This window comes from Bradyrhizobium sp. LB8.2 (assembly GCF_040548035.1).
Taxonomy (GTDB): Bacteria; Pseudomonadota; Alphaproteobacteria; order Rhizobiales; family Xanthobacteraceae; genus Bradyrhizobium.
In genome coordinates this window covers 79,578-105,328 of sequence record NZ_JBEPQV010000006.1, presented here as the reverse complement: position 1 = coordinate 105,328, position 25,751 = coordinate 79,578, and the positions used below count along the sequence as shown (strand labels likewise).

Annotated in this window: 23 protein-coding genes and 5 pseudogenes; 20 read left to right on the top strand and 8 right to left on the bottom strand. The window is 59.6% G+C overall.

The genetic code is table 11. From position 1 onward, the window contains the following. Positions 1-6 precede the first annotated feature (6 nt). Entirely contained in the window at positions 7-837 is an 831-nt protein-coding gene (locus tag ABIB06_RS10160) for an N-acyl homoserine lactonase family protein (protein ID WP_354049461.1), read from the top strand. Positions 838-1,595: 758 nt separating this feature from the next. On the opposite strand, the gene ABIB06_RS10155 is transcribed toward ABIB06_RS10160, so the two are convergent. Then, positions 1,596-1,850, bottom strand: coding sequence for a DUF3551 domain-containing protein (locus ABIB06_RS10155; protein ID WP_247446038.1), 255 nt, complete (start codon positions 1,848-1,850; stop codon positions 1,596-1,598). Between the two features lie 889 nt (positions 1,851-2,739). On the opposite strand from ABIB06_RS10155, the gene ABIB06_RS10150 reads away from it, so the two are divergent. The 5 genes from ABIB06_RS10150 to ABIB06_RS10130 all read left to right on the top strand — a co-directional run bounded on the left by ABIB06_RS10150 (position 2,740) and on the right by ABIB06_RS10130 (position 9,084). Next, positions 2,740-2,985: a hypothetical protein gene (locus ABIB06_RS10150; protein WP_354049460.1), complete on the top strand. Its 246-nt coding sequence runs from the start codon at positions 2,740-2,742 to the stop codon at positions 2,983-2,985. 213 nt (positions 2,986-3,198) lie between these two features. Beyond that, positions 3,199-3,366 carry a BA14K family protein gene (locus tag ABIB06_RS10145; RefSeq protein WP_354049459.1) on the top strand — a complete coding sequence of 56 codons (168 nt, stop codon included), beginning with the start codon at positions 3,199-3,201 and terminating at the stop codon, positions 3,364-3,366. Positions 3,367-3,751: 385 nt separating this feature from the next. Then, entirely contained in the window at positions 3,752-3,946 is a 195-nt protein-coding gene (locus ABIB06_RS10140; protein ID WP_247446036.1) for a hypothetical protein, read from the top strand. A gap of 672 nt (positions 3,947-4,618) precedes the next feature. Further along, positions 4,619-7,807, top strand: coding sequence for an efflux RND transporter permease subunit (locus ABIB06_RS10135; protein ID WP_354049458.1), 3,189 nt, complete (start codon positions 4,619-4,621; stop codon positions 7,805-7,807). A gap of 5 nt (positions 7,808-7,812) precedes the next feature. After that, positions 7,813-9,084, top strand: a complete 1,272-nt coding sequence (locus tag ABIB06_RS10130) for an efflux RND transporter periplasmic adaptor subunit (RefSeq protein ID WP_502916548.1) — start codon at positions 7,813-7,815, stop codon at positions 9,082-9,084. Between the two features lie 155 nt (positions 9,085-9,239). Here the strand turns inward: ABIB06_RS10130 and ABIB06_RS10125 are convergent, their stop codons facing one another. Together ABIB06_RS10125 and ABIB06_RS10120 are read right to left on the bottom strand one after the other, a co-directional pair. Next, the gene (locus ABIB06_RS10125) at positions 9,240-9,617 is read right to left on the bottom strand and encodes a hypothetical protein (RefSeq protein WP_354049456.1); all 378 of its coding nucleotides are present in this window, start codon (positions 9,615-9,617) and stop codon (positions 9,240-9,242) included. A gap of 96 nt (positions 9,618-9,713) precedes the next feature. Next, positions 9,714-9,902 carry a hypothetical protein gene (locus tag ABIB06_RS10120; protein WP_247446032.1) on the bottom strand — a complete coding sequence of 63 codons (189 nt, stop codon included), beginning with the start codon at positions 9,900-9,902 and terminating at the stop codon, positions 9,714-9,716. A 294-nt stretch (positions 9,903-10,196) separates the two neighbouring features. Here ABIB06_RS10120 and ABIB06_RS10115 point away from each other — a divergent pair, with 294 nt between their 5' ends. The 3 genes from ABIB06_RS10115 (at position 10,197) to ABIB06_RS10105 (ending at position 11,397) form a co-directional block, all read left to right on the top strand. Continuing rightward, positions 10,197-10,592, top strand: a complete 396-nt coding sequence (locus ABIB06_RS10115; RefSeq protein WP_354049455.1) for an efflux RND transporter periplasmic adaptor subunit — start codon at positions 10,197-10,199, stop codon at positions 10,590-10,592. Further along, positions 10,490-10,798 (top strand): efflux RND transporter periplasmic adaptor subunit, encoded by a 309-nt coding sequence (locus ABIB06_RS10110; protein WP_354049522.1) that lies wholly within the window; start codon positions 10,490-10,492, stop codon positions 10,796-10,798. Before ABIB06_RS10115 ends, ABIB06_RS10110 begins: the two co-directional genes overlap by 103 nt. A 344-nt stretch (positions 10,799-11,142) precedes the next feature. Then, positions 11,143-11,397, top strand: coding sequence for a hypothetical protein (locus ABIB06_RS10105; RefSeq protein ID WP_354049454.1), 255 nt, complete (start codon positions 11,143-11,145; stop codon positions 11,395-11,397). 1,715 nt (positions 11,398-13,112) lie between these two features. Here the strand turns inward: ABIB06_RS10105 and ABIB06_RS10100 are convergent. Continuing rightward, positions 13,113-13,355 carry a hypothetical protein gene (locus ABIB06_RS10100; RefSeq protein ID WP_247446029.1) on the bottom strand — a complete coding sequence of 81 codons (243 nt, stop codon included), beginning with the start codon at positions 13,353-13,355 and terminating at the stop codon, positions 13,113-13,115. A gap of 702 nt (positions 13,356-14,057) precedes the next feature. Here ABIB06_RS10100 and ABIB06_RS10095 point away from each other — a divergent pair. The 3 genes and pseudogenes from ABIB06_RS10095 to ABIB06_RS10085 all read left to right on the top strand — a co-directional run. Further along, a complete protein-coding gene (locus tag ABIB06_RS10095; protein ID WP_354049453.1) occupies positions 14,058-14,399 on the top strand; it encodes a CidA/LrgA family protein in 342 nt (113 codons plus the stop codon). 149 nt (positions 14,400-14,548) lie between these two features. Continuing rightward, positions 14,549-14,983, top strand: a pseudogene (locus tag ABIB06_RS10090) (bile acid:sodium symporter); the annotation flags it as partial. Then, positions 14,982-15,220, top strand: a pseudogene (locus tag ABIB06_RS10085) (NAD(P)/FAD-dependent oxidoreductase); the annotation flags it as partial. The pseudogenes ABIB06_RS10090 and ABIB06_RS10085, both read left to right, overlap by 2 nt. 304 nt (positions 15,221-15,524) lie before the next feature. Here the strand turns inward: ABIB06_RS10085 and ABIB06_RS10080 are convergent. Together ABIB06_RS10080 and ABIB06_RS10075 are read right to left on the bottom strand one after the other, a co-directional pair. Then, positions 15,525-16,151 (bottom strand): LysE family translocator, encoded by a 627-nt coding sequence (locus tag ABIB06_RS10080; protein ID WP_502916549.1) that lies wholly within the window; start codon positions 16,149-16,151, stop codon positions 15,525-15,527. 1,302 nt (positions 16,152-17,453) lie between these two features. Continuing rightward, entirely contained in the window at positions 17,454-17,783 is a 330-nt protein-coding gene (locus ABIB06_RS10075; protein WP_354049452.1) for a hypothetical protein, read from the bottom strand. Positions 17,784-17,943: 160 nt separating this feature from the next. On the opposite strand from ABIB06_RS10075, the pseudogene ABIB06_RS10070 reads away from it, so the two are divergent. Continuing rightward, positions 17,944-19,556 (top strand): annotated as a pseudogene (locus tag ABIB06_RS10070) (acyl-CoA synthetase). Between the two features lie 461 nt (positions 19,557-20,017). Here ABIB06_RS10070 and ABIB06_RS10065 read toward each other — a convergent pair. Continuing rightward, positions 20,018-20,974, bottom strand: a complete 957-nt coding sequence (locus tag ABIB06_RS10065) for a GlxA family transcriptional regulator (protein ID WP_354049451.1) — start codon at positions 20,972-20,974, stop codon at positions 20,018-20,020. Between the two features lie 144 nt (positions 20,975-21,118). Between ABIB06_RS10065 and ABIB06_RS10060 the strand changes: the two genes are divergently transcribed. The 7 genes and pseudogenes from ABIB06_RS10060 to ABIB06_RS10030 form a co-directional block, all read left to right on the top strand. Next, positions 21,119-21,991 carry an alpha/beta fold hydrolase gene (locus tag ABIB06_RS10060; RefSeq protein ID WP_354049450.1) on the top strand — a complete coding sequence of 291 codons (873 nt, stop codon included), beginning with the start codon at positions 21,119-21,121 and terminating at the stop codon, positions 21,989-21,991. Beyond that, positions 21,988-22,440, top strand: a complete 453-nt coding sequence (locus tag ABIB06_RS10055; protein WP_354049449.1) for a hypothetical protein — start codon at positions 21,988-21,990, stop codon at positions 22,438-22,440. Before ABIB06_RS10060 ends, ABIB06_RS10055 begins: the two co-directional genes overlap by 4 nt. A gap of 43 nt (positions 22,441-22,483) precedes the next feature. Further along, positions 22,484-22,858 (top strand): hypothetical protein, encoded by a 375-nt coding sequence (locus ABIB06_RS10050; protein WP_027533783.1) that lies wholly within the window; start codon positions 22,484-22,486, stop codon positions 22,856-22,858. Positions 22,859-23,016: 158 nt separating this feature from the next. Next, on the top strand, positions 23,017-23,223 hold the full coding sequence (locus tag ABIB06_RS10045) for a hypothetical protein (RefSeq protein ID WP_354049448.1): 207 nt from the start codon (positions 23,017-23,019) through the stop codon (positions 23,221-23,223). Between the two features lie 26 nt (positions 23,224-23,249). Continuing rightward, positions 23,250-23,393: a hypothetical protein gene (locus ABIB06_RS10040; RefSeq protein WP_354049447.1), complete on the top strand. Its 144-nt coding sequence runs from the start codon at positions 23,250-23,252 to the stop codon at positions 23,391-23,393. A gap of 138 nt (positions 23,394-23,531) precedes the next feature. Further along, positions 23,532-23,675, top strand: a pseudogene (locus ABIB06_RS10035) (nitrilase-related carbon-nitrogen hydrolase); the annotation flags it as partial. A 517-nt stretch (positions 23,676-24,192) separates the two neighbouring features. Beyond that, positions 24,193-25,022: pseudogene (locus ABIB06_RS10030) on the top strand (adenylate/guanylate cyclase domain-containing protein); the annotation flags it as partial. Between the two features lie 138 nt (positions 25,023-25,160). Here ABIB06_RS10030 and ABIB06_RS10025 read toward each other — a convergent pair. Beyond that, a complete protein-coding gene (locus tag ABIB06_RS10025) occupies positions 25,161-25,652 on the bottom strand; it encodes a GNAT family N-acetyltransferase (protein ID WP_354049446.1) in 492 nt (163 codons plus the stop codon). Positions 25,653-25,751: the final 99 nt, after the last annotated feature.

Genomic DNA, 25,751 nt, shown 5'->3' with positions numbered 1-25,751 from the left:
GCAGCCATGCGTATTCATGCAATCCAAACCGGCTTCGTTAAAATAAAACGTGCGCAGGTCGAAGGACACGGACACGGGTTGGCACGACGGCTTGCCATTTTCACCGACCGGAACTGGACCGAGTGGTTGCCGACATACGCTTGGGCGATCGAGCACAAGGAAGGTGTTATCGTAGTCGATACTGGCCAGGGAGCGCATTTGCTCGAAACCGGAGCGTCGTATCATCCCTTTGCCAGATGGGAAGTCGTTTTTCGAATCGATAGGGAAGAAGAAATCGGTCCGCAATTGCGTGCGCTGGGCATTGGACCACGTGATGTAAAAAAGGTCGTTCTCACTCATTTGCACATGGACCATGATGGCGGCCTGGCACATTTCCAAAATAGTGAAATCCTTGTTGCCTCCGGCGAACTTCGCACGGCAAGTGGATGGGCGGGGCGAATACGCGGATACCTTCCTCATCGTTGGCCCTCCTGGTTTGATCCAACAGCGCTTGAACTCGCCGCGGAACCGTTTGGGCCCTTCGCTCGCAGCCGACGATTGACACATGCCGGGGACATTGTCGCGGTGGCCACTCCAGGTCACACTGCGGATCATGCCTCCGTACTAGTACGCCAGGAGGACGGCACAACGCATTTTCTTGCTGGCGATACCTCCTACAATGAGCGCTTGATGCTCGCCGGCAGGGTGGACGGCGTCAGTGCGCACGAGGGCATTTCCTGCGCAACGTTGGACTCGATTAGAGTTTTCGCCCAAATCCATCCGACGGTATATCTGCCGACGCACGATCCTCAATCCGCTGTTCGCCTCGCAAACAGACAGCTGGTAGGTCTATCGTAAGCATCAGGCCGCGCGGAGCGACTGAACTTGGGGAGAGACCGCGCCGGATGACACGCTGAGCATGATTAACTCGCGGTGGTTCGTTGTACTGCACGCAACGCCAGCGGATGAAGCCAAACAAATTTCAGCCCAAAACTCCAGCGCGAAATCGTTCGGGCCGGCATCATTTTGGCAGGTGACAGCAGTAACCTATGCCGGGGGGTGAAGGGGATATTGCTTCGGCGCGCTTTCGGTCGTGCCGAACACGCCAAGGAAAGCGCAAGGAAAGCGGCTGAATCGGTCGCGACGAGTTCGCCACTGTGCTTTCACCCGCGAGTTATCGCGCTTAAGCAGTTGACGTGGATTTCCCATGCCGAAGTACCGGAGGGACGACGGATCACTCAAGCACCGACTTTCGAATCTGCGCCGTCAAAGCCCGCTGCACCAGAGGATCAACCGCAGTAGGGCGGCCGGTGATATGGCGGATATTGGTAGTGGGGATTGTAACAGTCCAGGCCATAGTCAAACAGGCCACCATAGCCAGGCCAGATACCCCCGAAACGGTGCGTTGCGGAGTGACGGAAGCCTGAGCCGTAGGCCACGTGGTCACCGAAGCTGACGCGGCCCCCACCGAAGCCGCCGATGTGGGCACCGCCACCACGCGCTTCTGCTCTAGCCGCAAGCATGCTTGCGGCGAGCATGGTGGTCACCAGCATTGTCATAATTCGTCTCATCGTGACGTTCCTTCTCTTGTGAAGCGTTGTCGGAAAATAGGACCGCTACCAATGCGGGATATAAGCCCGATCATTTTCGTCGTCGCGAGCGGTCTTGCCATAGCATTCCGCGGCAATTCCAGACGCTGTCTCCAGGCACTGTGCATAGCTCGTGAAGCTGCAATCCGTGCCGCCTTCGTCATAGGATATGCAGTAGTGTCCGGGCGGGACAATGGGCCCCGCCGTCGCGGCGGAGCCGGACAAGGCAAGTGCGGACAGCGCAGTTGCCGAGACGAGTACGAGTATTGGAATCGATTTCATATTGAACCTCCATCATCAGTTGCCTTGCATTGAAGTGAGATCTGACGTGGATGAAATCGATTATAAAAACCTTCATGTTTGCTGGGAGTGGCGTCGCACCTGGAGCAATGCAGAAGTGATGTTCATGCAAGAAGTCGGGCCGGAGCATTGTTCTCCGGCCCAACATTTTCGCGGTCGCGGCTGCCGGCCTCGGGCCCACACAACATCAGTCTGCTTCGTTGTTGCGCCGGCGCTCTGCGATCAGGACAGATCAGAAACCTGTCTCGGGTTCACAAGGCGGGCCGTTGTCCCAGGGCTCGCCCGCAAAAGAGCCGACGCGGGGAGCTAGTTGACAGACGCGTCCGTCAGCGTAATGCCCAGTGGCAGCAACGTCGACGTTATCCCGGTGCGAAGTGATATGATTCTCGCGAGCCATGGCCGGACTTGCCAGCATAGCGGCGGTGATCAATCCCGCCGATAAGAGCTTAAATTTGGTCATTTCAGTTTCTCCATTGGATACGAGAGACCAACGTTTTGGCCTCGCTATCGAAGTGGGAAGGGTTACGAGTCCTCACAGCCAAAACTTTCTCACGTCTTTTCAAGATAGCGCGAGTTCGCGCATCGCATGATGATAACGCGTGAGAATGAGGATTGTCTGCCAATCCGTGGCCGATGCAAAACGACTCCGCTGATCGGCAACTCGTGCGCATTCCAAAACGCGGTCCATAGCTCCACAATTCGAGCCAGTCATTCTGGCCGTCTCTCAATCGAGTGGCTGATCATCGTGCAAGAGGCTCACGGCGCGTTGAACGATTGTGAGCTAGTGTTGCGTTCAGAAATTCGTATCTGCCCACATGTCACTTGGAGAAGCCAAACGACTTTGGCTTGCTGCATCCAAAGGAGAAGTTCAATGACCACAATCAAGCTCTTTTCGGCTGGATTGATCGCTGCCGCCATGCTCGCAACGCCCGCCATGGCTCGCACGAGCCATGTAACCTCGCGGCACCTCGCAGAGGACGCCAATGCGAACGCCTCCCCGACCGCCCGCTATAATGACGGCCGTGTCGGCATTACAGCACCGCGCATCGGTGCATTTTCTACGGCGCCCCCGGACGGGGACAATTGCGACGTCGGCGATAACCCGCGTGTATGCTGAAAAAGCTGCGCAGAGAATGGATCGGCCCGGCTAAATTAGGCGCATCTCTGGGGAACCATTTGCGCATTCGGCGAATAGTGATCTTCATGCTGCATGTGTTTTCACCTGCAATGCCGAGATAGTCGTTGTGTAGAAAAATCTGGAGGGAGCGCCCGCGAGAGCAGCAGTCGCTAGCGCGAATTTTCGCCCAGAAGAGGAAAATGGAGAATCGCTATGGGCTCGGAGCTACCTGGTGGCGCGGCCAGTGTTTATCCGGCAAACAGTGCTTATGCGGGAATGGGCCGCGCTAGTCCCACATTCCGCGCCCAGCGCTACCACTCTTACGACTCCGCACCGGACACCTTCCTCGGCTATTATGGTCGCCACCATCCATGTCGGTGAATGAGAGTCACAAGGTGAACCAGAACACAGGACGAGCGACTGACCCGTTTCGCTCGGGGTCAAAGGCTGACCATGGGAGAACGTCCGCTATAACATCGCACGTTTCAGCGTCGGCCACGGGTCAAAACATCGTAACTCCCGAATTTAAGTTTTGCACGGATTGCTGCGCGGCTGGCGACGCTTGGTTCGCCGCTGCCCGTACGACGATGGAGACCAAGTCAGAATTGCCATGACGCAGCGCGATCAAATATACCGCTGACGTGAACCGCTTTGCCCTTCGTGGATGGCCAACCCAGCGCAACATTGGCGATGCAGCGTGGCAATAAAGCGCGCGGCATGAGATGGCCTGCGGAAGTCACGGTCACGAGCCGCGAGGTACCTAAACATGATAGATCCATCAGACCTGACCCGACGTGCTTCCGAATTGACCGAACTTGCTGACCACGAAGACGACCCAGGAACGCGTCAGCGCTTGCTGAGGATGGCCAAGTACTATCTGGAGATCGCGGAAATCGAACAATGGGCGGCAACCCATCCAACGTCGATAGCGTCCATCGGCGAAATCTTCGTCAAGAAATAAGTACGTCTATCGGGACACTGGTAAGCGCAGCGCGCCTACCGAAGCCCGCCCATCGAATTTCGAGTGCTGCGCCGGTGGGAGGAGTAAATGCTCCAGCGCTGGAGGGCGGTCGTGGCCGCGCGATTAATCGCCCAAACGCAGCGGGCGCCTAGGTGCGCAAGCCGGCGAGGATCTGTTGCTTTCGGAGCCTGGTATTTGCGTCCATCCCGTCGGATATCCCACCGAACCGCGCTTGCAGCGGTGCCTGCTGCTCACGAGCTGTTTGTTCCAATGCCGCGTGAGTGGATGACAGGGTGCCTATCTCGTTTTGGTCCCCAACATGCGTTCATTGATGACTGGGATCAATTCAGAAAGATAAATTGGAGTTTAATTGGGATCGTTGCGCATGGCGGTCATGTTTCGGGTAACCGGAGCTTTCGCTGCTCTGATGAGAGCTTTGTCGCGTGAACCCTGTACGGAGATATTTCGAGAACGAGAGAGGCACAGACGTCGAAGAGTCTGCGCACGCAACGGCCAGCTATCTCGGAGGTAAAACATGATCTTGTTCCTCATGCGCCTTTACCCGACAGAGCGGCACGCCGACCTGCCCCGTCCGGTTGTGCAGGTACAATCAAAATAGCGGACGCAGCCGGTTGGCAAATGGAATACCCGGGCACGCAGCAAGGAAAGACAATGGGCATTGTTCGTTTCGCTCTCCGATTTCCGCACACCTTCTATGTGCTGGCAGCGCTGATTTTGTTTCTTGGCGTCGCCGCCGTCAGGTCAATGCCGACGGATATCTTTCCAGAAATCCGCATCCCCGTGGTGACGGTCATTTGGCAATACACCGGTCTCACCACGCCGGAAATGGAGCAGCGCGTCACCACCTACAGCCAATATTCCATCAGCTCTAGCGTCAACGGCATCAAGAACATGGAAGCGCAGACCCTCAATGGTCTGTCGATCCAAAAGATCTACTTTCAGCCGAATGTCAATGTTGACCTCGCTATCGCGCAGATCGTTTCCGCCACCAATTCGATTCGCGCTCTGATGCCCCCTGGCATCCAGCCGCCGATTGTCGTGCAGTTCAATGCGTCGAGCGTCCCGGTCCTGCAGCTCAGTCTCAGTTCGGACAGCCTGAACGAGCAACAGCTTTACGATTTCGGCATGTACCGCATTCGGCAACAATTGGCGCCCGTACCTGGCGTCACTCTGCCGACGCCGGCCGGCGGCAAATATCGTCAGATTATGGTGGATATCGACCCGGACAAGCTGCTGTCCCGGGGGCTGACCCCCCTCGACATCGTGAACGCAGTCAATACGCAGAACCTGACGCTGCCATCGGGAACGGCAAAGATCGGAGACACCCAGTATACGGTGCGAACGAATGCGACGCCGGCGACGATCAATGATCTCGACATGATGCCGGTCAAGTTCGCCAACGGCGCCACCATCCTCTTGAAGGACGTGGCACAGGTCCGTGACGGATCACTGGTACAACAGAACATCGTGCGCGAGGATGGCCGCCGCTCGGTTTTGCTTAGCGTGATCAAGAACGGCAATGCCTCGACGCTGGCGGTCGTCAACGGCGTGAAGAACGCCCTACAGGCGATCCGCGCCGCCGCGCCGGCCGGACTTAAGGTCAGCGAGCTGTTCGACCAGTCGGTGTTCGTCACGAACTCTGTCAATGGCGTACTGCGCGAAGGCGCCATCGCGGCAGCTCTCACCGCGCTGATGATCCTGATTTTCTTAGGCTCCTGGCGGTCGACCCTGGTGGTAATGATTTCGATTCCGCTGGCGATCCTGTCGTCGCTCATCGTGCTGTACTTTCTGGGCGAAACGCTGAACACCATGACGCTGGGCGGTCTTGCGCTGGCGGTCGGCATATTGGTGGATGATTCGACCGTGACCATCGAGAACACCCACCGTCTATGGACCGAAGAGGGTATGCCGCTTTTCGAGGCGACCCTGCACGGTGCTGCGGAAATCGCGGTCCCGACGCTGGTTTCGACGCTTGCTATCAGTTGCGTGTTCACATCGGTGGTTTTCCTCGACGGACCGGCCAAGTACTTGTTCACGCCGCTCGGACTTGCCGTCGTATTTGCGATGCTGGCTTCCTATGGATTGTCGCGGACCCTGACTCCGATCACGATCGGGTTGCTGCTCAGGAGCGAACGTCATCACACGGACGAAGGCACTCCCCCCGGGGGCATTTTCTCGCGGATTTCCGCCGCATTCGAGCGCGGCTTCGAGCGCCTGCGTGACGGATATTCGACATTCCTGGCGACTCTGCTTCGTCGGCGATTCATCGTGCCGATTGTCGCCGTGTTGATGCTCGGTCTCGGTGCGGTGATGTTGGTGTTCGTTGGCCGGGACTTTTTCCCGCTCATCGACGGTGGCCAGATCCAGCTTCACGTTCGCGCTCCCGCCGGCACCCGCATCGAAAGCACCGAGGCGATCTTCCAGGCGGTTGAGGACAAGATTCGCGAGATCGTTCCGGAAAACGATCGGTCCCTTATCGTCGACAATATCGGACTGCCGGCGCGAGCCTATAATCTGGCATTCGCCGACGGTTCGACGATCGGAATCAATGATGGTGTCATCCAGGTGGCGCTCAAGGAGGGCCACAAGCCGACCGCTGATTACGTCAAAAAAATGCGTGAGGTACTGCCGGCCGCATTCCCGGAGGACACATTCTATTTCCAGGCGGCCGATATGGTAACGCAGATTCTGAACTTCGGACTGCCGGCTCAGATCGACGTTCGGACGGTGGGCTACGACAAGAACAATCTTTCGGTTGCAAGGGAGCTCCGGCAGCGGCTTGCGGCCATACCCGGTATCGTCGACGCCCATCTGCAGCAAGAAGTCGACGCGCCGGCGTTCTTCGCCCACATCGACCGGACCCGCGCGGCGCAGCTTGGCCTCAATGCAAGCACGGTGGCCACCAATATCAATGTCAGCCTCAGTTCGTCGGAGCAGGTATCGCCCAACTTCTGGACCGATCCGACCTCGGGGATTCCGTATTATCTTGCCGTGCAAACACCGGAATACAAAGTCAACTCGCTGAATGCGCTAGGAAACACGCCGGTTTCCGCGTCTCTGGCGACGAGACTCAGCCAAACGGTTCCGGGCATGCTCACCAATGTCGCGACGTTCAAGCGGGACAAGGTCGCCACCAATTCTAACCAGACCAATATCCAGCCGGTGTTTGACATCTATGCCAGTGTGCAGGGTCGCGATCTCGGCAGCGTGGCGGCCGACATCAACAAGGTCACAAAGGAGCTGCAGAAGAAGCTGAAACCAGGCAATTCAATTCAGGTGATTGGCCAGATTCAGAGCATGAACGCCGCGTTCAGGAATCTGGGCATCGGCCTGCTGTTCGCCGCGGTCTTCGTCTATCTGCTGATGGTCGTGAACTATCAGACCTTCGGCGATCCGTTCGTGGTGATCCTGGCCCTGCCGGCGACGCTCTGCGGCATCGTCACGATGCTGTTCATCACCGGTACCACATTGAACGTACCCTCGCTGATGGGGGCGATCATGGCGGTCGGCGTTGCTTCGGCGAACTCGATTCTGCTCGTGACCTTCGCGCGCGAGCAGCAGTTGAAAGGTCACTCCGCCTTTGAGGCCGCGCTGAGCGCCGGTCACACCCGAATCCGCCCCGTGCTGATGACGGCGGCCGCGATGATCGTCGGTATGATCCCGATGGCGATCGGCGGCGCCGGCGAGGAACAGAACGCTGCGCTCGCGCGCGCCGTGATCGGCGGCCTGCTGTTCGCGACGCCGACAACATTGCTGATCGTGCCTTACCTGTTCGCCATGCTGCGCAAGGGTAACGATGGAAAGCCTCACCATGGCGTATTCGAGGAGATTCCGGAGTGACCGAGATTCGTGTGCAGCCGAAAAGTGAAAATGTCGAGGATCGCGTTGATCCGGAAACCTGTCGGGTTGTCGAGCTGCCCGATGGGGGTCGCGAGGGGCGACGTCGTTACGGAGGAGTGCTGTTCGGCGGAAGCGCGCTGCTGCTATTGCTGGGCGCCCTTGGAATAGGGGGCTTGCGCCACTACCAGGCCGGCCTCGAGGTCGCGGCCACCACGCAACAGAGCAGGACTTTTGTCCCCGACGTTCGCGTCGCGGCGGTCCGCGCCAGCGACAGCAAGATTACGGTCAGTTTGCCGGCGACCACCACGGCATTCGAGGCGGCCAATATTTTTGCGCGCACCAGCGGCTATATTGAAAAGCGCTACGTCGACATCGGTGATAGGGTCAAGGCCGGCGCCCCGTTGGCGGACATTACCGCCCCCGAGCTTGACCACCAGATTGCGCAGGCCAAGGCGACGCTGGCCCAAGACCAGGCGACATTGCGGCAGACCCAGGCAAGTCGCGATCTCGCCCAGCTCACCAATGCGCGCGACAGCAATCTGGTCAAGCAGGGATGGCTCACGCTTCAGCAGGGCGACAACGATCGCCTGACCCTGCAGGCGCAGCAAGCAGCGATGGGAGTGGCTCAGTCGAATATTGCCGCGCAGGAAGCCCAGATTCGAATACTCGAGCAGGAGAAGGCCTACCAGCGCGTCGTGGCGCCGTTCGACGGCGTCATCACACAGCGCAACATAGACAACGGGAGCCTGGTGCAGTCCGGATCGACCTTCATGTTCACGCTAATGCACCCCAATGTGATCCGGACCCAGGTGTTCGTTCCCCAAGACGAGGCTTTCGGGCTTGGGCCCGGCGTCGAGGCAGTGGTCCGTATCCCCGAGATTCCGGATCGCACCTTTCCCGGCAAGGTCACGCGAATCGCTACCGCGTTGCAACCCGGCAGCCGGACGCTACTGACCGAGATCGACATTCTCAATCCGGACGGCGCGCTCAGTCCCGGGATTTATTGCACCGTCGAATTATTTATTCCGCGCAGGACGCCTTCGATGATCGTACCGGCCGACGCGGTTGTATTCGATCAGAATGGCCTGCATGTCGCGGTGGTCGAGAACGGCACCGCCCGTCTGCAAAAAATCACGATCGCGCGTGACTTCGGCACGGAAGTCGAAGTGCACGACGGCGTCAAGCCGGGCGATCAGGTCATCCTCAATCCGATGGTGAACCTGGCGGAGGGCAGCAAGGTCGCGGTGCGCACAGTACGCAAAGCGCAAACAAGCTAAACCGCCGCGGAGGAAGGAATTGCGATGCGACGCTTGCTATTCACAACGTCCATCCTGCTAGCAGGCTGCAACGCCTGCCTGGCGCAGATCTCCACCATGGGCACCACAGCCATGGGCCTTCCATCGACACCGGCTACGATCGTGACGTCCCCGCTCTATGGCCCGAGCCCGTTTTCGGCGACGACCGAGCCGGGCGCTCCTGACACGACGCTGGCGCCGGTGCCTCTGGCTTCTGATCCTGCTACGCCGGGAACCGTCGTCATCTGCTCCACACCAATAGGGCAAATCGCGCCTGGAACTCCGTCGGTGCCAGTTACTTCCATGTTGGCAATTGGCAGCACAACCGGAACGACGCCATCAGTTTCCACGCCATCGACCATATCGGCAGTACCGCCTACCTCTTCCACGTCCACAACTGGTAACGCAACCGCAGAAATGCCAGCGAACCCGTTGGGGACCATTCCAACGTCAATCACCGGCAGCACGACCGGGACCATTTCGCCGGTGTCCCCGCTCGGCAGCTCATCGACCACCGTATGCAGCTCGACGCCGGGAGGTCCGCCGACCAATGGTGCGGCTTTGCCGCTCTCGACCCCCGAAGTGCCGAGCAGCCCCCCGCTTGGCACGATTCAATCCACGGTCGCGGAGCTTGCCGGCACCAGCATCGATCCGACGATGATCGTAGTGCCGACGCCGAATACGTCGGCTTGCGCCGAGAGCACGACGATGAATCTGGCAACGCCGGGAACGATGGCACCAGCCTCCGCGGCAACGCCGGGCGTATCGCCTGCATCGCCACCAGGTTGCTGACCTGGCAAAACGGGGCTTTCCCAAGTTGGAACTCAGATTGGCTTTGCAACTGATAGCTCCAATTCAGGAAAGTTGGGGTGGACCTTGAGGTCACGTCATGTTTGGTTACGGCGACTTGTCAATCGGATGCGCAGTCCGTTCTGGGTCTATCCGACATGTCCCACGATCCCGGCGTTTTCTGTCCCTTACAAAGCCCAGGCCACGTTGGCGCAGAGCCGGGGAAGCCTGCAGCAGACACAGGCGAGCCGCAAGCTCGCAGAGGTCACCAGTGCGCGCGACAGCGGCTGGTCAAGCAGGGATGGTTGACCGCCCAGCAGGGCGACAATGACCTCCTGACACTGCGCGCGCAGCAGGCGGCGGAGGCAGTGGCGAAGTTGAACATCGCGGTCCAGCAAGCTCAGATCAAGGTTCTGGAGCAGGACAAGGCCTATCAGCGCGTGGTGGCTCCATTCGACGGCGTGACAACCCAGCGCAACATCGATAACGGCAGCCTGGTGCAGGCCGGTTCGACATTCATGTTCACGCTGATGCATGCGGATGTCATCCGCACACAGGTATTCGTGCCCCAGGACGAGGCGTTGGGTGTTCAGCCGGTATCGATGCAGTCGTCCGGGTCCCGGAGCTTCCCGGGCGAGCGTTTCCAGGAAAGGTCACGCGGATCGCCACCGCGTTGCAGCCCGGCAGTCGCACGCTGCTGACCGAGATCGACGTGCCCAATCCGGATGGTGCGCTTCAGCCGGGCCTCTATTGCACTGTTGGGCTATTCATTCCACGCAAGTCGCCGTCAATGGTGATACCTGCGGACGCCGCCGTGTTCGATGAGAATGGCCTGCATGTCGCAGTCGTGGAGAATGGTGTGGTTCACATGCACAAGCTCTCGATTGCGCGTGATTTTGGCACGTAGGTCGAGGTGCACCAGGGAGTCAAGCCGGGCGATCAGGTGATCCTCAACCCGATGCTGAACCTGGTCGAAGGAAACCGGGTCTCTGTTCGCGGGCCGCAGACGAGCTAATCGATGCGGTCGGCCCCGGGTGCTCCGAGCTCGAGGAGAGGCCGATCAGCGGCGCGGCTTGGTGAATAGCCGTCTCCAATTTGGGCTCGCGAGCACGCGGCTGCGGATCAGATAGTATCCTAAGCGGGTCACAGCGGATTGACGGGCTGTGAGCAAGTCTTGCATTCGGATCTCCCGCATCAATCCGCACCTCATTCACAGAGTAAATGCTCCTTGTGTTTGAATGGAGAAGGTTGATGACAATGTTGAAGATCTTGTCGGCGGCACTGATCGCCACCACGATGTTGACGACGGCTGCGAGTGCATATGAGAACCCCATGCATAAACGGCACGCCGTGGAGCACGCCCATCCTGGGAGCATCTTGCCCTTCGCCGATGAATTCGACCGCCATCCCTGGATGTCCGGCCCCCCCGTCGGCGCCTATTCCACGACGCCCTCGGAGCAGCCGGGCGGCATCTGTGACCATGGCGACAATCCGCAGATATGCTGAGGAGCTTGTCGCCCGATGCGCGATCGACCCGGCATGCGTTCAGGGCCGCACTAGCGAACCTGAAGGCCTGTCCGGGTCGGCGGGCGCGTCGATGATCAGCAGGAAGACGGCTGAGCGAGCTGTCCCAAAACGTTCGTTCGAGCGAGAACAGTCTCCTTAACATCCCGTAGGCGGCGACGCGACCTGCATGGCGGCAGCACTGCCACTCGGGTTGAACTCCGCCGCTGCCGGATTGGCGAGGTCCATCGAAAATGCTTTCGCTACATGCAGCCGTGTTCGGAGTCGGCATCACGCTCGGCGCGGGGGTGATGCTGGTGTTGAGCGTGTCGGCGTCGACCGCCGGCGACTGAATGGTTCCGGGTGGAGGGCCCTGCGGGACATCGGGCGTGGAGGCCGGCAAGGCCGCAGCATTGGCCAGCGTGTTTCCAGGTGCCGACGTGCATGAGCTTCCCGGTGTCGAGCTGCCGAGCACGGCGCCGGTGCGATCGTGCCTGTCGTGCTGCCGGTGACCGTGCCCACGATGGTCAAGGGCATGGCCGTCGGCAAGGTCGGCGACAGGCTTGTACTCGTCGGCGCGGCCGGCCCTGACATGCTGGGGATGGCGCCGAAGGCGCTCAACGCCGAAGTGGGACCAGCAGAAACACTGGTGGTTGTGGAGGTGATGCTCTCCACGGAAGGCGAAAGCTCCACCTCGGTCGGCGCGCAACTCACGCTCGTTCCTGGAAGTGTCGGGTCTTGCGCCAGCGGAGGTGAAGCCAGAGTGGTTGCTGGCGCACCTGGAACGGTTGTGGCCGAGAAAAGGCTCGTAAACGGCCCGGTCCGGCCAGTGGAGACGACACAACAGCGCCGGGTGCTATCGGTATCGCCATGGCCGTCGTGCCCATGGTCGAGACTTGCGCCGGACAGGCGCCACTGCTCAGCAGGAGCGCGGCCGCCGCACAGACGTGTATACGCGTTCAAATCTCCGACGTTCGATCGTCGAGGTGAAACGTAAGCCATGGGCCGGCAAGTCCAATTCGCTTTCGAGAGTGGAGCTTGATTGCGTCAGGCGGCCTGGCGTCAATGGCGCACGTGATCCGCGGATGGATCCTGAGTTTAGAATTTTGTGGCATCGCAGGCTCTTGATGCAGTGATTGTCAATTCGTTGTCACTATAGCGGCTGGAGCGCTCGCAAAGCCTGGATTCAGGCTACGCCGATCCAATCAAAATCTGTGATCGCCGGGAATGCCTCCTGGAGGAGCTGCTGTCTGAAGAGGTACAAGATGTGACGAACCACATTCACACTGATGTGCATGGCAATCTCCGGCTGTTTGTCGCCAGGCTACGCGGTACCGGTCGTACCCTCTGATCCTCCAATGAGCGCCGAAAGGATTGCTCAGTCCCCGTCCGAGCTCAGGAGGATCGTTCTGGCGAGGTGTGGCGCCAGTGCGGAGGCCGGCCACTACTTTGCAACATACGACGACAACTCAAACGTCGTTCGGCTCGACTATTCACTCCTCCAGTGTCCGAAAGCGCCCGAACATTGTGAAAGCACCAGCTGTGTACAAACGTTCGTTCGCCTCGGCGGCAAATATGTGCCGTCTCAGTCCAGAGGGAAGCACTCTCGGTTGCTGCAATTGCGGCGGGATCTGACGTTGCAGTGAGCGATCAAACGGCAAACAGGGTGCACCGCAGGCCGCGGCAGCACCCCGTATGACGCTTTGCAGGGCCTGTGCTCAACGATGCCTTGCCCCGTTATGGACGTTGCTGCCCGCGAACACGGGAGCCGCGCCGCCGGCACGCTCGAGGCCCATCCTGCCCGCCGGCGTCAAGGCGCCGCCATTCAGTACGTCTCGGTTGGGATACATCGACGCGAAGGCCGCGGGCTCCTGGTCCGCGAAGGACCACGCTGCAAACGCAGACGGGATTGTCGCCGTCGAGATCAGCGCCGCAGCAACCAGTGTCTTGAATACAGTCATCATCATTCTCCGTTGTTTCACTCGTGCGGAGAATTCGCGCCTCGCGATCACTGCTGCTCTGTCGGTAGCGTTTCCCGAATGGAATTTTCTCGAACGAGACAGATGTAGGCATTTCCGCACTGGATCGTGCGTTGTTGCGGATCACTCTTGCGAGACGGCGAAACGCCTGGAGAGCTTGGATCTCTGCAAAGGCCGATTCTGTATTCTTTGTCACGATCGCTCTCGCGATCGTGCCCGGCCGGCGCGCGCCAGACACCTAGATTCTGGTTAAGACCACCTCAGCGCGTGGAGCATGAATCATGAGGCCGTTATCACTGTTTTGCTTTGCAATTTGCTTCGTCCTCTCTGCCACCGCGGCATTTGCCCGTGGCGGCATGGGATCCATGGGATCGCACATGTCGATGGGTGGCGCGCTCGGAACGAGTGCTGCCGCACCAGGAACGAATTCCCTGGGCACCGCGCTGCCATCATCCGGTACAGGCGGCCACGCGATGAAAGGTCCGCTGCTCGGCACGAACGCCGCTATCGACAGGGAGGATGCGCGGGTTGAAACGTTGCTGGAAGGGTCGATCTGTCGCGGATGTTGAACTCGCGCACGTCGCCGGGCCAAATGATGATACCCTCTTTTCTTGCTTTGCTGGCGTGTGAACTCGCCGGCGATTTGCTTCGCCTAATCCTTGCACTCCCCGTACCCGGACCGGTATGTCAATTCTGGCCGCCGCGCTGGTCTTCAGAGGGGAAGGGTCGACTGCGAAACGGGCGATCACCGATGGCCTGGAGCGCACCGCTGAAACCTTGATCCGTCACATGGGGCTTCTGTTCGTGCCGGCTGGTGTAGGTCTCATTGCGGAGATCGCAGTATTGCGGTCGCAATGGTTGCCGATTGTTGCGGGCCTCATCGGATCGACGTTGCTGAGCCTGGCTGTCACCGGATTGGTGGCGGCCAGCGGGTCTGGGCGCTTTGCTGCCTGGGAAGCATGTCTGCCGTCACGATCCCTGAATCGAGTTTTAGTGGTGAAAGGTCGGCCGCCTCCTACTTCTTGATCGTTCATACAATGTAGGAAACGACCATGACCTCTATGACATCCGCATCTGCATACGCGAACGAGCGCGATGAGTGGGTCAGTTGTTCTCACTGGGGCATGTTTCCAGTGCGTCGAAAAGCGCGCTGACTTGGCGAACGGACCGCCAGCATGTCCCAACCCAAGTTTCTGCCTGAGAATTTCACCCTGGCGCTGGTCGCGACCGTTGTCGCGGCGAGTATCCTGCCTTGCCGCGGCGCGGCGGCGCTGGCGGTTGATCGTCTCACCGACTTTGCCATTGCCTGCTGTTTTTCCTGCATGGAGCAAAGCTGTCGCGCGAAGCTGTGATCGCGGCAGGCAAGTCACTGGCATGCACTGGTGCTGCTGACGACGTTCGTGCTGTTTCCGCTATTGGGCCTGGCGTTCAGGCCGATCCTGTCGCCGCTTGTGACTCCGACGCTCTCCGCCGGCGTCTTGTTTCTCTGTGCCCTGCCGTCCACGGTCCAATCCTCGATCGCCTTCACCGCCATCGCGAAGGGCAACGTTCCGGCGGCGATTTGCAGCGCGTCGGCTTCGAGCATCATCGGCATCTCCGTCACACCGCTCGAAGCTCACCGAGCATTTGGTCATCGTGAGCGACGGGACAGAGCTTCCGGCGGATCTGGTCGTCTACGCCACGGGTTACGGTTCCATGAACGGCTGGGCGGCCGACCTGATCTCGAATGAGGTCGCTACAAAGTCGGCAAAGTCTGGGCTCGGCTCGAATACAACCAAGGACCCTGGGCCCTGGCCTGCGAGCAACGAACTATGTGGAAGCCGACGCAGCAGGAGGCGGGCTTCTTCTTGTACATAGGAACGTAGCTTCCCGGGTATGTTCTTCGCTAAAGCGGAGCCGAAAAGGCGCAGGGCGTTTTACAAGTTAGGTGATGGACAACGTGACGTGATTCTCTACCTGGCGTTTCTTATGACTCGGCTTGATGCTGGTCGTGGGTGCTCTGCATTCAGTCGGATTGCCTCACTTCGCTGGAGTCCTCCGGCATAGGGCATGTACTTATTAAACGGCTGGCCCTAGTCGGGTTTACCGCCAACAGCAGCCGAAGAGTGGATGGTCTCCAAGGTCGCAGACGGGCCAAGAGGCCCGACGCCACTACCTTTGCTGCAAGGCCATGCGAATGCCGAGACCGAGGTAGATTGCTCCGAGGATACGGCCTTGCCAGCGGCCGACGCCGCTATGACCAGCGAGCCACCTGCCGATCTGCCCGGCAGCGAGAGCGATCAACGCGGTGTAGATGGCGCTCATGATCACAAAGACAAGACCGAGAACCGCGAACTGCGCCACGACGGAGCCTTGCTCGGGATGCACGAACTGCGGAATGAAAGCCAGGAAGAAGAGCGCCGTCTTCGGGTTGAGTACCTCCGCGAGAACGGCCCGCCGGAAGGCAAGCGGCGCGTCCACCAAGCGCGACCGCGCCAATTTGAGATCTTCGCCTCGTTCCATCCATGCGCGGATGCCGAGATAGATGAGGTAGCCGGCACCGGCATATTTCACCAGGCTGAAGGCGAGAGCCGACGTCATCAGCACCGCCGACAATCCAAGCGTGGCCGTAGCCGTGTGAAGCATGTCGCCGGTGGCGATGCCTAGACCTGTGGCTATTCCGACGCGACGCCCGCCCACGGACGAACGCGCGAGCACTAAGAGGACGGCGGGACCCGGAATGAGGAAGAGTCCGAGAACCACCGTCATGTAAGTCAGCAAGAGGTCGTAATGAATCACGGTGAGTTCCGATTTGGCTGTTGATGACAAGAGCCAGCCAGACACGGTCTCGCAATGCAAGTCCTGATTGTGTTAGAGATCCTATGAGCCTTGGTCACGGGTGACGCGGATGTTCGCTCTCTTTCTCGGCCGCTCAGGTCTCCTCTGACTCATTTGCGGTCCTTGCGCAACGCGCCGCTGACGTCGGATAAGCGCCTTGACCGATGGGGAGATACTCAAGCGCGATACCGCATGCTTCTTCCAACCACGTCCGGCAACCGTTACCAGGCTGGAACGTGCCGGGCTCCGGCAACAGCCCAGCATGGTCCCACGCAAATCGCGTTGCCGACTACATGGCGGCGAACCCAGACATCATCTCCTTTCTTGGATCGCAAAGCGATGCCGGAAATTCAGCCCTTACGACGGCTGTGGCGAGTGTACTCAATCAGCTTCTTGCTGCGCTCCCCAACACGCTCTTCATCGGAGTTGGATCTGTGATCAGCGGCGCGACGGCGCCTTTCCCCAAGGCTGGCTTCCTCGCGGAAAACGATCAGAAGCGCTGCCAATATCGACAACACGAACTGGGTATCTGGCGGTGGCGGCGGCTCTACCCACGAGACCGATCTCGGCAACAGGGACTGGATGGTTGCCTCCGATCTGCAACAGCTAGCTGGCGACAGTATGGATTAGTTCAACTATGTCACCGCCGTGCAGGCGGCGAACGCGCTGATTGCCGCTGCTGCGTAGTCCACTCCCTTCAGGATCGTCCCCGCGTCGCCAACAGATTGATCCGCGAGTTCTTAGTGCGGGCCTATGGTTTCTTGGCTGTCCTCTTCTTCGCTTTGATTTTCATCCCCTTCGGCTTGTGTCTGACAAGGCTGAATGCCGTCATGAGCATGTCCGATTTGTCGGTCGGGCTGCTGGGCAGGTCGGTCACTACAACGGTCGCAGAAAACGGTTCATTGCCGGTATTGGACCGAAATAGATGGAATCGCGTGCGCGTCATTTTCGGAAGGACGGTGCCGTCTCCCTTGTGCAGGGTGGCAGTGTCCGCTTTGGTGATGACGTTGACATAGACATCGGGGAGCGCTGGTAACTGTGCAGAGCACCGAGCTGTCCTTGACGATGCCGCGGACTACCTCGCGCGTAGCCATGTCGAGCGTAATGGTTTCGGTCATTGCAAATTCCTCAATCAAAACGCCATCTCAGTGGCGTGCAGACGGATTTCAGCACAACCGGCGTTAGATTGTCGAGCGGAATCCGAAAACCACCACTCCCTTCAAGAGACCGATCGCGCGAACTCCTGCGTCTGCTTCTTGGTGCCTATTCTGAGAACTTGTTCAGCAGCCGCGCCGCTTCATCCTGGACGTAGTGCCAGCGGGCGATCTCGTCGGACGTCAGGTCGGAATAGAACCGCTCCCAGGCGCTCCGGAAGGCCCATTTGGCGGCTTCAAGGCTCTCAGCCGATCCGTGGCACCAAGCCACCATGGGTAAGGGTACGGTGATGGTCCACGACCAGACTTGGGCGTTGTCAACATGATCCTCGGTGGATCGGATGCGTCCGATGATCCGCTCCTCACGGAAGACGGAATAATCACCTTCAGCCGTCTCGCCGCCGATCACGGTCAAGCGCATGGAGAGATTGTGTTCCATCCCGCATGATTCCGCGGTCGCGGCGGGGACGCAAGTACTCTCTCAGGGGAAGGGACGGGAGTGCTCAATGTACTCCGCTGGCCGTACCTTTCGAGATCGCGCGCGTCAAAGCCTCGAGGCGGGCTAGCGTCACCAACCTGGCTCAAGTAGCGGAAGAAAGATGAAGCAAGAGATCGCCGCCACCATCCGGGTGGCGCGGCAGCATTCGATTGGCGATCTGTTGCGCCGATCGGCCGATCGCACGCCCAACAAGTCCGCCGTAACTTGCGGAGGGAGGTCTGGACATTTTTGGAATTGGATGTGATCTGCAACCGGCTCGGCCGCGGGCTGCATGGTATCGGGATCAACCGGGGCGATCGTGTCGCGGTCCTGTCGCGTAATTCCCACGCCTTTGCCGCGATGCGGTTTGCGATTGCGCGCATCGGTGCCATCCTCGTTCCGATCAACTTCATGCTGAATCCCGACGAGATCAATTTTATCCTCGTCAATTCCGGTGCGAAAATCCTGGCGGCAGGCGCGGATTTCGTCGAGACCGCTCGCACGGCCGCCGCCAAAGGTTCCGCGGTCGAAAAGCTGGTGTGGATGCCCGGAGAAGATCCAGCAATGCCGCCCGCAGGTATGCTGGCGTTCGACGATCTGCTGCATCCCGACGGCTCGCAGCTCGAAGCCCCGGTCGACAACGATGATCCGGCCCAGATCATCTATACCAGCGGCACGGAGTCGCTGCCAAAGGGAGCCGTACTCACCCATCAGGCGGTGATGTGGCAGTATGTCAGCTGCATCATCGACGGCGGTATGGGTGCCGAAGACAACGTGTTGCATGCGTTGCCACTCTACCACTGTGCGCAGCTCGACGTATTTCTCGGTCCCGCTATCTACCTTGGTGCCACCAGCCTCATCACGGCAAAGCCGACCGCCGAAAATATTCTTTCATTGATCCAAGCCCACAAGATCACTTCGTTTTTTGCGCCGCCGACGATCTGGATCGCGATGCTTCGGTGTGCGCACTTTGACCAGACCGATCTCTCGACGCTCCAAAAGGGCTATTACGGAGCGTCGATCATGCCCGTGGAGGTCCTGCTTGAATTGCAGCGGCGCCTGCCACATGTGAAGTTCTAGAATTTTTATGGGCAGACGGAGATCGCTCCGCTCGCGACCGTTCTCAAGCCGGAAGACCAACTGCGTAAGGCTGGTTCGGCCGGAAAGCCAGCAATAAATGTCGAAGCGCGCGTGGTGAATGTCGCCATGGACAACGTCAACGTGGGTGAGATCGGTGAGATCGTGCACCGCTCGCCGCATTTATTATCCGGCTATTATAACGATCCGGAGAAAACCGCAGCGGCCTTCCGGGGTGGGTGGTTTCACAGCGGCGACCTCGCAACCGTCGACAGTGACGGCTACATTACGGTGGTTGATCGCGTGAAGGACATGATCAAGACCGGCGGCGAGAATGTCGCAAGCCGCGAAGTAGAGGAGAGGATCTACCGACTGTCGGAGGTATCCGAGGTGGCGGTTATCGGATTGCCGGATGCCCGTTGGATCGAGGCTGTCACAGCGATCGTGGTCGCCAAGGCTGGGCAGAATCTCGACGAGAAGACCGTGATCGACCATTGCGCCGGCGCGATGGCGCATTTCAAGGTACCCAAGCGCGTGATCTTCGTCGACAGCCTGCCGAAGAATCCAAGTGGCAAATTGCTCAAGCGCGAGTTGCGCCAGCGGTTTGCGGGAAGCGAAACAATTGCCGGAGCTGTCCAAGTTAGGTTCGGCCCGTGAGGTTCTCGTGAACTCACAGAAGTCAATTGCGCTCACCAAGCATCGCTCGACGCAACTTAGCGAGTTCGATCTCACAAGGCGATGGAAGCCGAACGACTGCGGTTTCTATAGGAGTTCTTCCAGTATGAAGAGAATAACGAAGTGGTATGGGCACGTAACGACTTTGTCGAGCGGATCATCGGACGTCGACGACGACGGTTCGCGAATGGCTTGCAGCAAATCGTGCCAACGTGCTCGGCGGGTGAGGGAACCGTAACGGCCCCGCCAGACGCGGGTACTTTTCATGAACGCCGCCGACATCATTGGCGAGATGATGAATGGCGCCGAAACTGCGGTCAGGAAGTGACTTGGATCGATGCTCGCTGACTAGGGAGGTCACGTGCGAGCCGGATGATCGAGAGCGGCGTTCGGCGCCACGTTGAGTGCCTGACCAAAAGCCTACATTTCTTGACAGCCCGAAGTCAGGCAGCCGCCTCCGCCTCCCGTCGAGCGTTTCTCCGCAATATCTCCGGTGGCACGCCGAAGGTCCTGAGGAACGCGCGACGCATGCGTTCGCGGTCTACGAAACCAGTTTCCTGCGCCACGACATTGACCGTGTGCCGTCCCTCTTCGATCATGAACCTGGCGGCCTCCAGTCGGAGCCGCTCCACGGCTTTTGCTGGAGACTGACCGGTCTCAGCCAGAAAGGCGCGGCTGAACTGACGGGGGCTGAGGCTGGCGACCGCCGCAAGCTCCTCGATCGTGAGCGGGTTCCGCAAATTTTGACGGATGTGCGCCAGCACCAGTTCGATGCGATCGGACTTCGGCGTCATATCTAGGAGCGCGGAATGCTGTTTTTGTCCACCCATCCGACGCTGGTTCATGACCAGAAGCCTGGCGACCATTTTCGCGGCTTCGGGACCGAGATCATTATCAATCAACGCCAGAACGAGGTCGATCCCCGCGGTCATGCCCGCTGACGTCCAGACCGGACCGTCATTGATGTAGATGCGGTCCTCCTCCGCCCTGACATCCGGGAACCGAGCCCTGAAGCTGGCTGCATGAGCCCAGTGCATCGTCGCGCGTCGACCATTCAGAAGGCCCGCTTCAGCCAGCACAAACGCTCCGCTGCAGATTGAGGCGACTCGCCTCGACGCCCTGGCGGCTTCCTGCACGAACGCGATCATAGTCGCATCAGAGGAAGGCATGTCCATCTCGGTGATCGAACCCACGATCACTGTGTCGAAGGCGGGATCTCCGAACGGTTCGGTTTGCAGCATCATTCCTGAGGAAGATCGAACCGGACCGCCATGCTCCGAAAGCAAATGGATGTCATAGCGCTGGTCGGCAGGAGGCAGATTGACGATTTCGAATGCCGTCAGGGCCGCAAGGCTCATCAACTGAAACCGCTGCGGCACGATGAAACCGACCCGATGCATTTTCGCTCCTGTGGCACGAATGGTGGCAAGAACGACCTACGTCAGCCCCACCGCAATCGCTAGAGTCTGAGCAACAAATCTCGCACTGGCTCCTCGCCGCCAAGCGACACCCTTACCGCTTCCGTGAGGAAGAAAGGATGATGCATGTCTTCCGATCACCCCGCCTTCGTCGAGCATCGCATTTCCAGGGGCGAAGGAAAAGTCTACGCTCGAGATTATGCGGGTTCTGGCCCGGCCTTTGTGCTCATGCACGGCTTCCCTGACAACCTGCATATCTGGGATGACCTGATCCCGTTCCTGGTTGCCAGCGGCCGGCGCGTGGTGACGTTCGATTTCCTGGGCTTCGGCGCCTCGGACAAGCCTGCCGGCACCGTCTATAGCTTCAAGCAGCAACTTGGCGACCTTGAGGCGGTGGTCGAGGGTCTGGGCCTGGGGACGATCGTCCCGGTCGCTCACGACTCCTCGGGGATGGCGACGCTCAACTACGCGCTCGCTCATCCAGACGGTGTCGCTTCCGTGATCATGCTCAACTCGGCCTATAGCGAGGACTCCACGTTTCTTTGGCCCGAGATGATCACGCTCTTTGCGACCCGGAGCATGCAGTCCCTGGCCATGGCGATCGCCCAGAGCCCCGAACAGTTTGGCTGGCTGCTGAGATGGCAACAGAAGAAATTCTTGGATTCTTTGCCCGAGGCGCAAAAGTCCCATTTCAGCGCGTTCATCGGTCCGCTGATCAGCGACAACTTCATCGTCCAACCTGGCGCCGGTCCCGCCTTCGTGCAGTTGGCCGCGGAATTCTTCGATGAACATGCCCGAAACGCCAAACATCTGACGGCGCTCAAGACGCTGGATATTCCAGTCAAGCTGATTTGGGGACGGTACGATCCTTACTTCCCGGCGGCCATGGCCGAGCGGCGCCAGTCTCAACTCAAGAATGCGTCCCTCACCGTCATTCCGGCAGGCCATTGGCTGCAGGCCGACGAGCCCGCGCAAGTGGCAAAGGCGATGCTGTCATGAGCCGCGTCCTCGACAAGCTCGCCGTGCGCGCAACCCGCTTGACGAGGCTCGCCTGCTTCGGCGCCATCGTCGCGGTAGTCGCAGTGTTCGGCCCGGCCGCTTCGTTCGCTCAGTCGATGCCACCATCATCGAGCCTCGATGTCCCGACTACCAAATTGCTCGCGATTGGCACTTTCACAGCCAAGGGTTCGCCGGACCAATGGAAACCGCTCCTGCCTGCTGAAGTGCGCGACACCGTACGGCTCTATCTCGCTGGGAAAATCGACCAGTGGTACCTCAAGCAGGACCAGAGCGGCGTGGTGTTCATGATGAATGTCACCGATCCGAAGGAGGCTCTGGAACTGCTGGGCAGATTTCCGTTCGGCCGAGCCGGACTGATGGAGTTTCAGATCATCCCGCTTGGCCCGATCGCTCCGCTACGCGTGCTTTTGACTGAGCCTGCGAAGTAGCTGGCAGCTACCAAGAACCAGTTCAACAAAAGGAAACAGCCAAATGCCCGACAACAAGAATCCACGCGTCCACGCTGAGATACTACCTGCGCTTGCCGCCGTCGTTGGTCCAACAACCAAGATCCTGGCGATCGGCTCGGTCACCGCGAAGGGCACGCCCGAGGCGATCGCCCCTATCCTGCCTCACGAAGTCCGCGCAACGGTTCGCAATCATCTCGCCGGCAAGATCGAGCAGTGGTTCTTCCAGACGGAGGGCTACGGCGTCGTCTTTATCGTCAACGCCAAAAGCACCGCAGAGGCGCATGAACTCCTGGAAAAACTTCCTCTGGGCGTGGCCGGCATGATGGAATTCGAGCTGATTGCTCTCGGGCCGCTTGCGCCGCTCGCCATGCTCATCGGCGAACCTCCGCGTTCGTAATGCGACCCGCGGGCCTCGACTGTGAGTTTGGTCGTGCTCCAGGCTCTAAGACCGCCTTTCGTAGCTTCGCGACTGCCCGATCGCGCTTCGGGTGCTTTGAGGGATGCTGCGAAGTAGTTCTCGGCTCCGACGCCGATGCGGCGAGAGAAAATAGCAAAATGCCTGAAGTCAAGAACCCGCGCGTTCATGCCGAGATATTGCCCGCGCTCGCCGCCGCCGTTGTCGCTCCGGCAACTAAGATCCTGGCGATCGGCTCGGTCACTGCGAAGGGCACACCCGAGGCGATCGCCTCGGTCCGCCCCACGAGGTTCGCGCTACGGTTCGCAATCATCTCGCTGGAAAAATCGAGCAGTGGTTCTCCCTGACAGAGGGCCGCGGCGTTGTCTTTATCGTGAACGCCACCAGCACGGCAGAGGCGCACGAAGTCCTGGAGAAGCTTCCACTCGGCATCGCCGGAATGATGGAGTTCGAGCTGATCGCTCTCGGGCCGCTTGCGCCGCTCGCCATGCTCATCGCCGAACCTCCGCGTTCGTAATGCGACCCGCGGGCCTCGTTGTGACCTTGGAGCGCTCCAAGCTCTATCGCCAACCGATCGAAGCCGACTGGGCATGGTGAAGCCGCGTCGCGCGGACCAAAGATTACATCAACAACCCGCCAAGAAGGACCCGTCACGATGCCTATTGTCAAAGCCGCAGCCGTGCAGATCAGTCCCGTTCTCTACAGCCGGGAAGGCACTGTTGGCAAAGTGGTCAAGAAAATTATCGAGCTTGGGCGCCAAGGCGTTCAGTTCGCGACCTTCCCGGAAACGGTCATTCCCTCCCCGCGCAGCGGGCTATCGCGCAGCGATTTAGTGCTGTGGCGCAAAGCGGCCGTTAACGGCAAGTCTGCTCGTGGGGGCAGAACGGAAGTCGGATTTTCGAGACCTTCAGGTCCGTCGATGACCCGGCGTTAAGGTTTGCTCAGAAACCTAAGGACAGCCTGATCGTGAGCGTCAGGACTTTCGGAGGGCACGGTGTGCGAACTTCCGGCAATGACGATCCTCTCGCGGTTTGGCAAGCAGGTCTCTAGCTGGTCGACAATTCGATAGAAGTATTTTGACTTCGCTCGCCATTGGACAAGAACGTGGGCGCATTAATCGACGTGGCCATATCGCACGTGCCTCGGGCGTTTCGTTGTCGCGTCGGCCTGATGGGATGCCACGTTGTCCAAGTTCATCCTCTTGTCGGCATGCAAAAAAGCCTAGCCGGTCGCTGACGACTCCGCATCGATGCCGGCTGCGCTGAGGAAGACCTGGAGCCTGGGCGCGCGGCCCTCGTTGAACCGTATGACTGGAAAAGCGAGCCCATGCTTCGTTGTCGCACTATTTTTCGCCGGACCTTGCCAAGCGCATTGCCGCGGGGGATGGCAGCGACGACATGCAGGTACGCTGGCGAGACATTGCCGTGATCTTCACCGATCACTGGCTTTACCTCGCTGGTCGAGACGGCCGATCCGGATGTGCTGGCGGAACTGCTCAACGAATATGTCGGCGGTCTGACAGATGTCGTCTTCGCCCATGAAGGAACAGTGGCCAAGGTGATCGGTGATACGATCCAGGTGATGTTCAATGCGCCTGGCGATCAGAGCGACTACGCTACGCGTGCGATCGCCTGCGCGCAGGCGATCGATCAATGGGCGGAGGCATTTCGCGAGCGCTGGAAGCGGAAAGGCGTTGATTTCGGTGTCACACGGATCGGCGTACATGCCGGCCCCGCGCTGGTCGGCAATTTCGGCGGTGATCGCTTCTTCGATTGCACGGCCTACGGCGACACGATCAACATCGCCGCCAGGCTGGAAGCCGCGAACAAGACCCTGGGCACGCGGATCTGCGTCAGCGACGCTGTCGCAAGCAGGGCGCTGAAATTCGGGGCGGCCAATCGGCGATCTTGTCCTACGCGGACGCAGCGAGGCATTGCGCGCCCATGAGCCCTTGTCGGCGGCGGAGTTCGATGCGCCGGCCACGACGCAGTATGGGACCGCCTTTACCAAGCTCGAATCGGAAGACGTTGCGGCCATGCCGGCTTTCGCTGCTTTGGTTGGCATGCACGCCGATGATCGGCTCGCCAGCTATCATTTGAGGCGGCTGCTCTACGGCGCCAAGGGTGTCCGCATACAGGTGGGATGACCGAGCGTTGGGCGACGATGATGGTCGATCAGGCAACCATTTCAGTTTTCATGGTTCGGCCGCTTTCGCCCGATATGAGGTTCTTGGCCTTCAACGTGGCGCGCCCGCGTGTACTTGTAGCGCTGGTGAGTTCACGCCCTAGCCATCGGCGGCCAAGTGGATGATTGCCTCCGCTCCTAATTGCCAGCGATCCCAGTCCGGATCGGGGGTCGCGTCGACGCTCTTGTAGAATGCCTGGGCTGGTGCGTTATCCTTCAGCACGTACCAGCAGAACCTTTCGTCCCCTGTATCCATCGCATGGCGGGCCATGCGCCCCATTAGTCGTCGGCCGATCCCGCGGCCGCGCACATCCGGGTCCACGAAAAGCCACTTCATCATGAGCAGCGGCCGCAGCGTGTGCATGAGAGGAATCTCGTAGTGCACGGCCATGCCGGCGAGCCTGCTGTCGCCGCGGTCGGCGACGAAGGCGCCGAATTCAGGACGTTCGCCGAAGCCGCGGTGTAGCAGTTCGGCCTCAGTGAGTCGGAAGTCCGTGCCGCGCTCGAACTTGACAATGCCCTCCATCAGCCGCAGCAGCTCGGGCATGTCCTGGCGCACCATGGACCTGATCCACACATCATCTTCGACCATCTTACACTCTCCGTCTCGGGATGGGTTCGAGCTCACCGGCGCCGATTTTCCGTTGATGCAGGCGCGATGCATTGCTATAGATTCCTAAAATTTGCTAAT

What these genes read in the sequence shown, in the direction of transcription:
- ABIB06_RS10160 (WP_354049461.1), top strand. Translation starts at nt 7, where the DNA reads ATGCGTATTCATGCAATCCAAACCGGCTTCGTTAAAATAAAACGTGCG.
- ABIB06_RS10155 (WP_247446038.1), bottom strand. Translation starts at nt 1,850, where the DNA reads ATGAAATCGATTCCAATACTCGTACTCGTCTCGGCAACTGCGCTGTCC.
- ABIB06_RS10150 (WP_354049460.1), top strand. Translation starts at nt 2,740, where the DNA reads ATGACCACAATCAAGCTCTTTTCGGCTGGATTGATCGCTGCCGCCATG.
- ABIB06_RS10145 (WP_354049459.1), top strand. Translation starts at nt 3,199, where the DNA reads ATGGGCTCGGAGCTACCTGGTGGCGCGGCCAGTGTTTATCCGGCAAAC.
- ABIB06_RS10140 (WP_247446036.1), top strand. Translation starts at nt 3,752, where the DNA reads ATGATAGATCCATCAGACCTGACCCGACGTGCTTCCGAATTGACCGAA.
- ABIB06_RS10135 (WP_354049458.1), top strand. Translation starts at nt 4,619, where the DNA reads ATGGGCATTGTTCGTTTCGCTCTCCGATTTCCGCACACCTTCTATGTG.
- ABIB06_RS10105 (WP_354049454.1), top strand. Translation starts at nt 11,143, where the DNA reads ATGACAATGTTGAAGATCTTGTCGGCGGCACTGATCGCCACCACGATG.
- ABIB06_RS10100 (WP_247446029.1), bottom strand. Translation starts at nt 13,355, where the DNA reads ATGACTGTATTCAAGACACTGGTTGCTGCGGCGCTGATCTCGACGGCG.
- ABIB06_RS10095 (WP_354049453.1), top strand. Translation starts at nt 14,058, where the DNA reads ATGTCAATTCTGGCCGCCGCGCTGGTCTTCAGAGGGGAAGGGTCGACT.
- ABIB06_RS10075 (WP_354049452.1), bottom strand. Translation starts at nt 17,783, where the DNA reads ATGGAACACAATCTCTCCATGCGCTTGACCGTGATCGGCGGCGAGACG.
- ABIB06_RS10065 (WP_354049451.1), bottom strand. Translation starts at nt 20,974, where the DNA reads ATGCATCGGGTCGGTTTCATCGTGCCGCAGCGGTTTCAGTTGATGAGC.
- ABIB06_RS10060 (WP_354049450.1), top strand. Translation starts at nt 21,119, where the DNA reads ATGTCTTCCGATCACCCCGCCTTCGTCGAGCATCGCATTTCCAGGGGC.
- ABIB06_RS10055 (WP_354049449.1), top strand. Translation starts at nt 21,988, where the DNA reads ATGAGCCGCGTCCTCGACAAGCTCGCCGTGCGCGCAACCCGCTTGACG.
- ABIB06_RS10050 (WP_027533783.1), top strand. Translation starts at nt 22,484, where the DNA reads ATGCCCGACAACAAGAATCCACGCGTCCACGCTGAGATACTACCTGCG.
- ABIB06_RS10045 (WP_354049448.1), top strand. Translation starts at nt 23,017, where the DNA reads ATGCCTGAAGTCAAGAACCCGCGCGTTCATGCCGAGATATTGCCCGCG.
- ABIB06_RS10025 (WP_354049446.1), bottom strand. Translation starts at nt 25,652, where the DNA reads ATGGTCGAAGATGATGTGTGGATCAGGTCCATGGTGCGCCAGGACATG.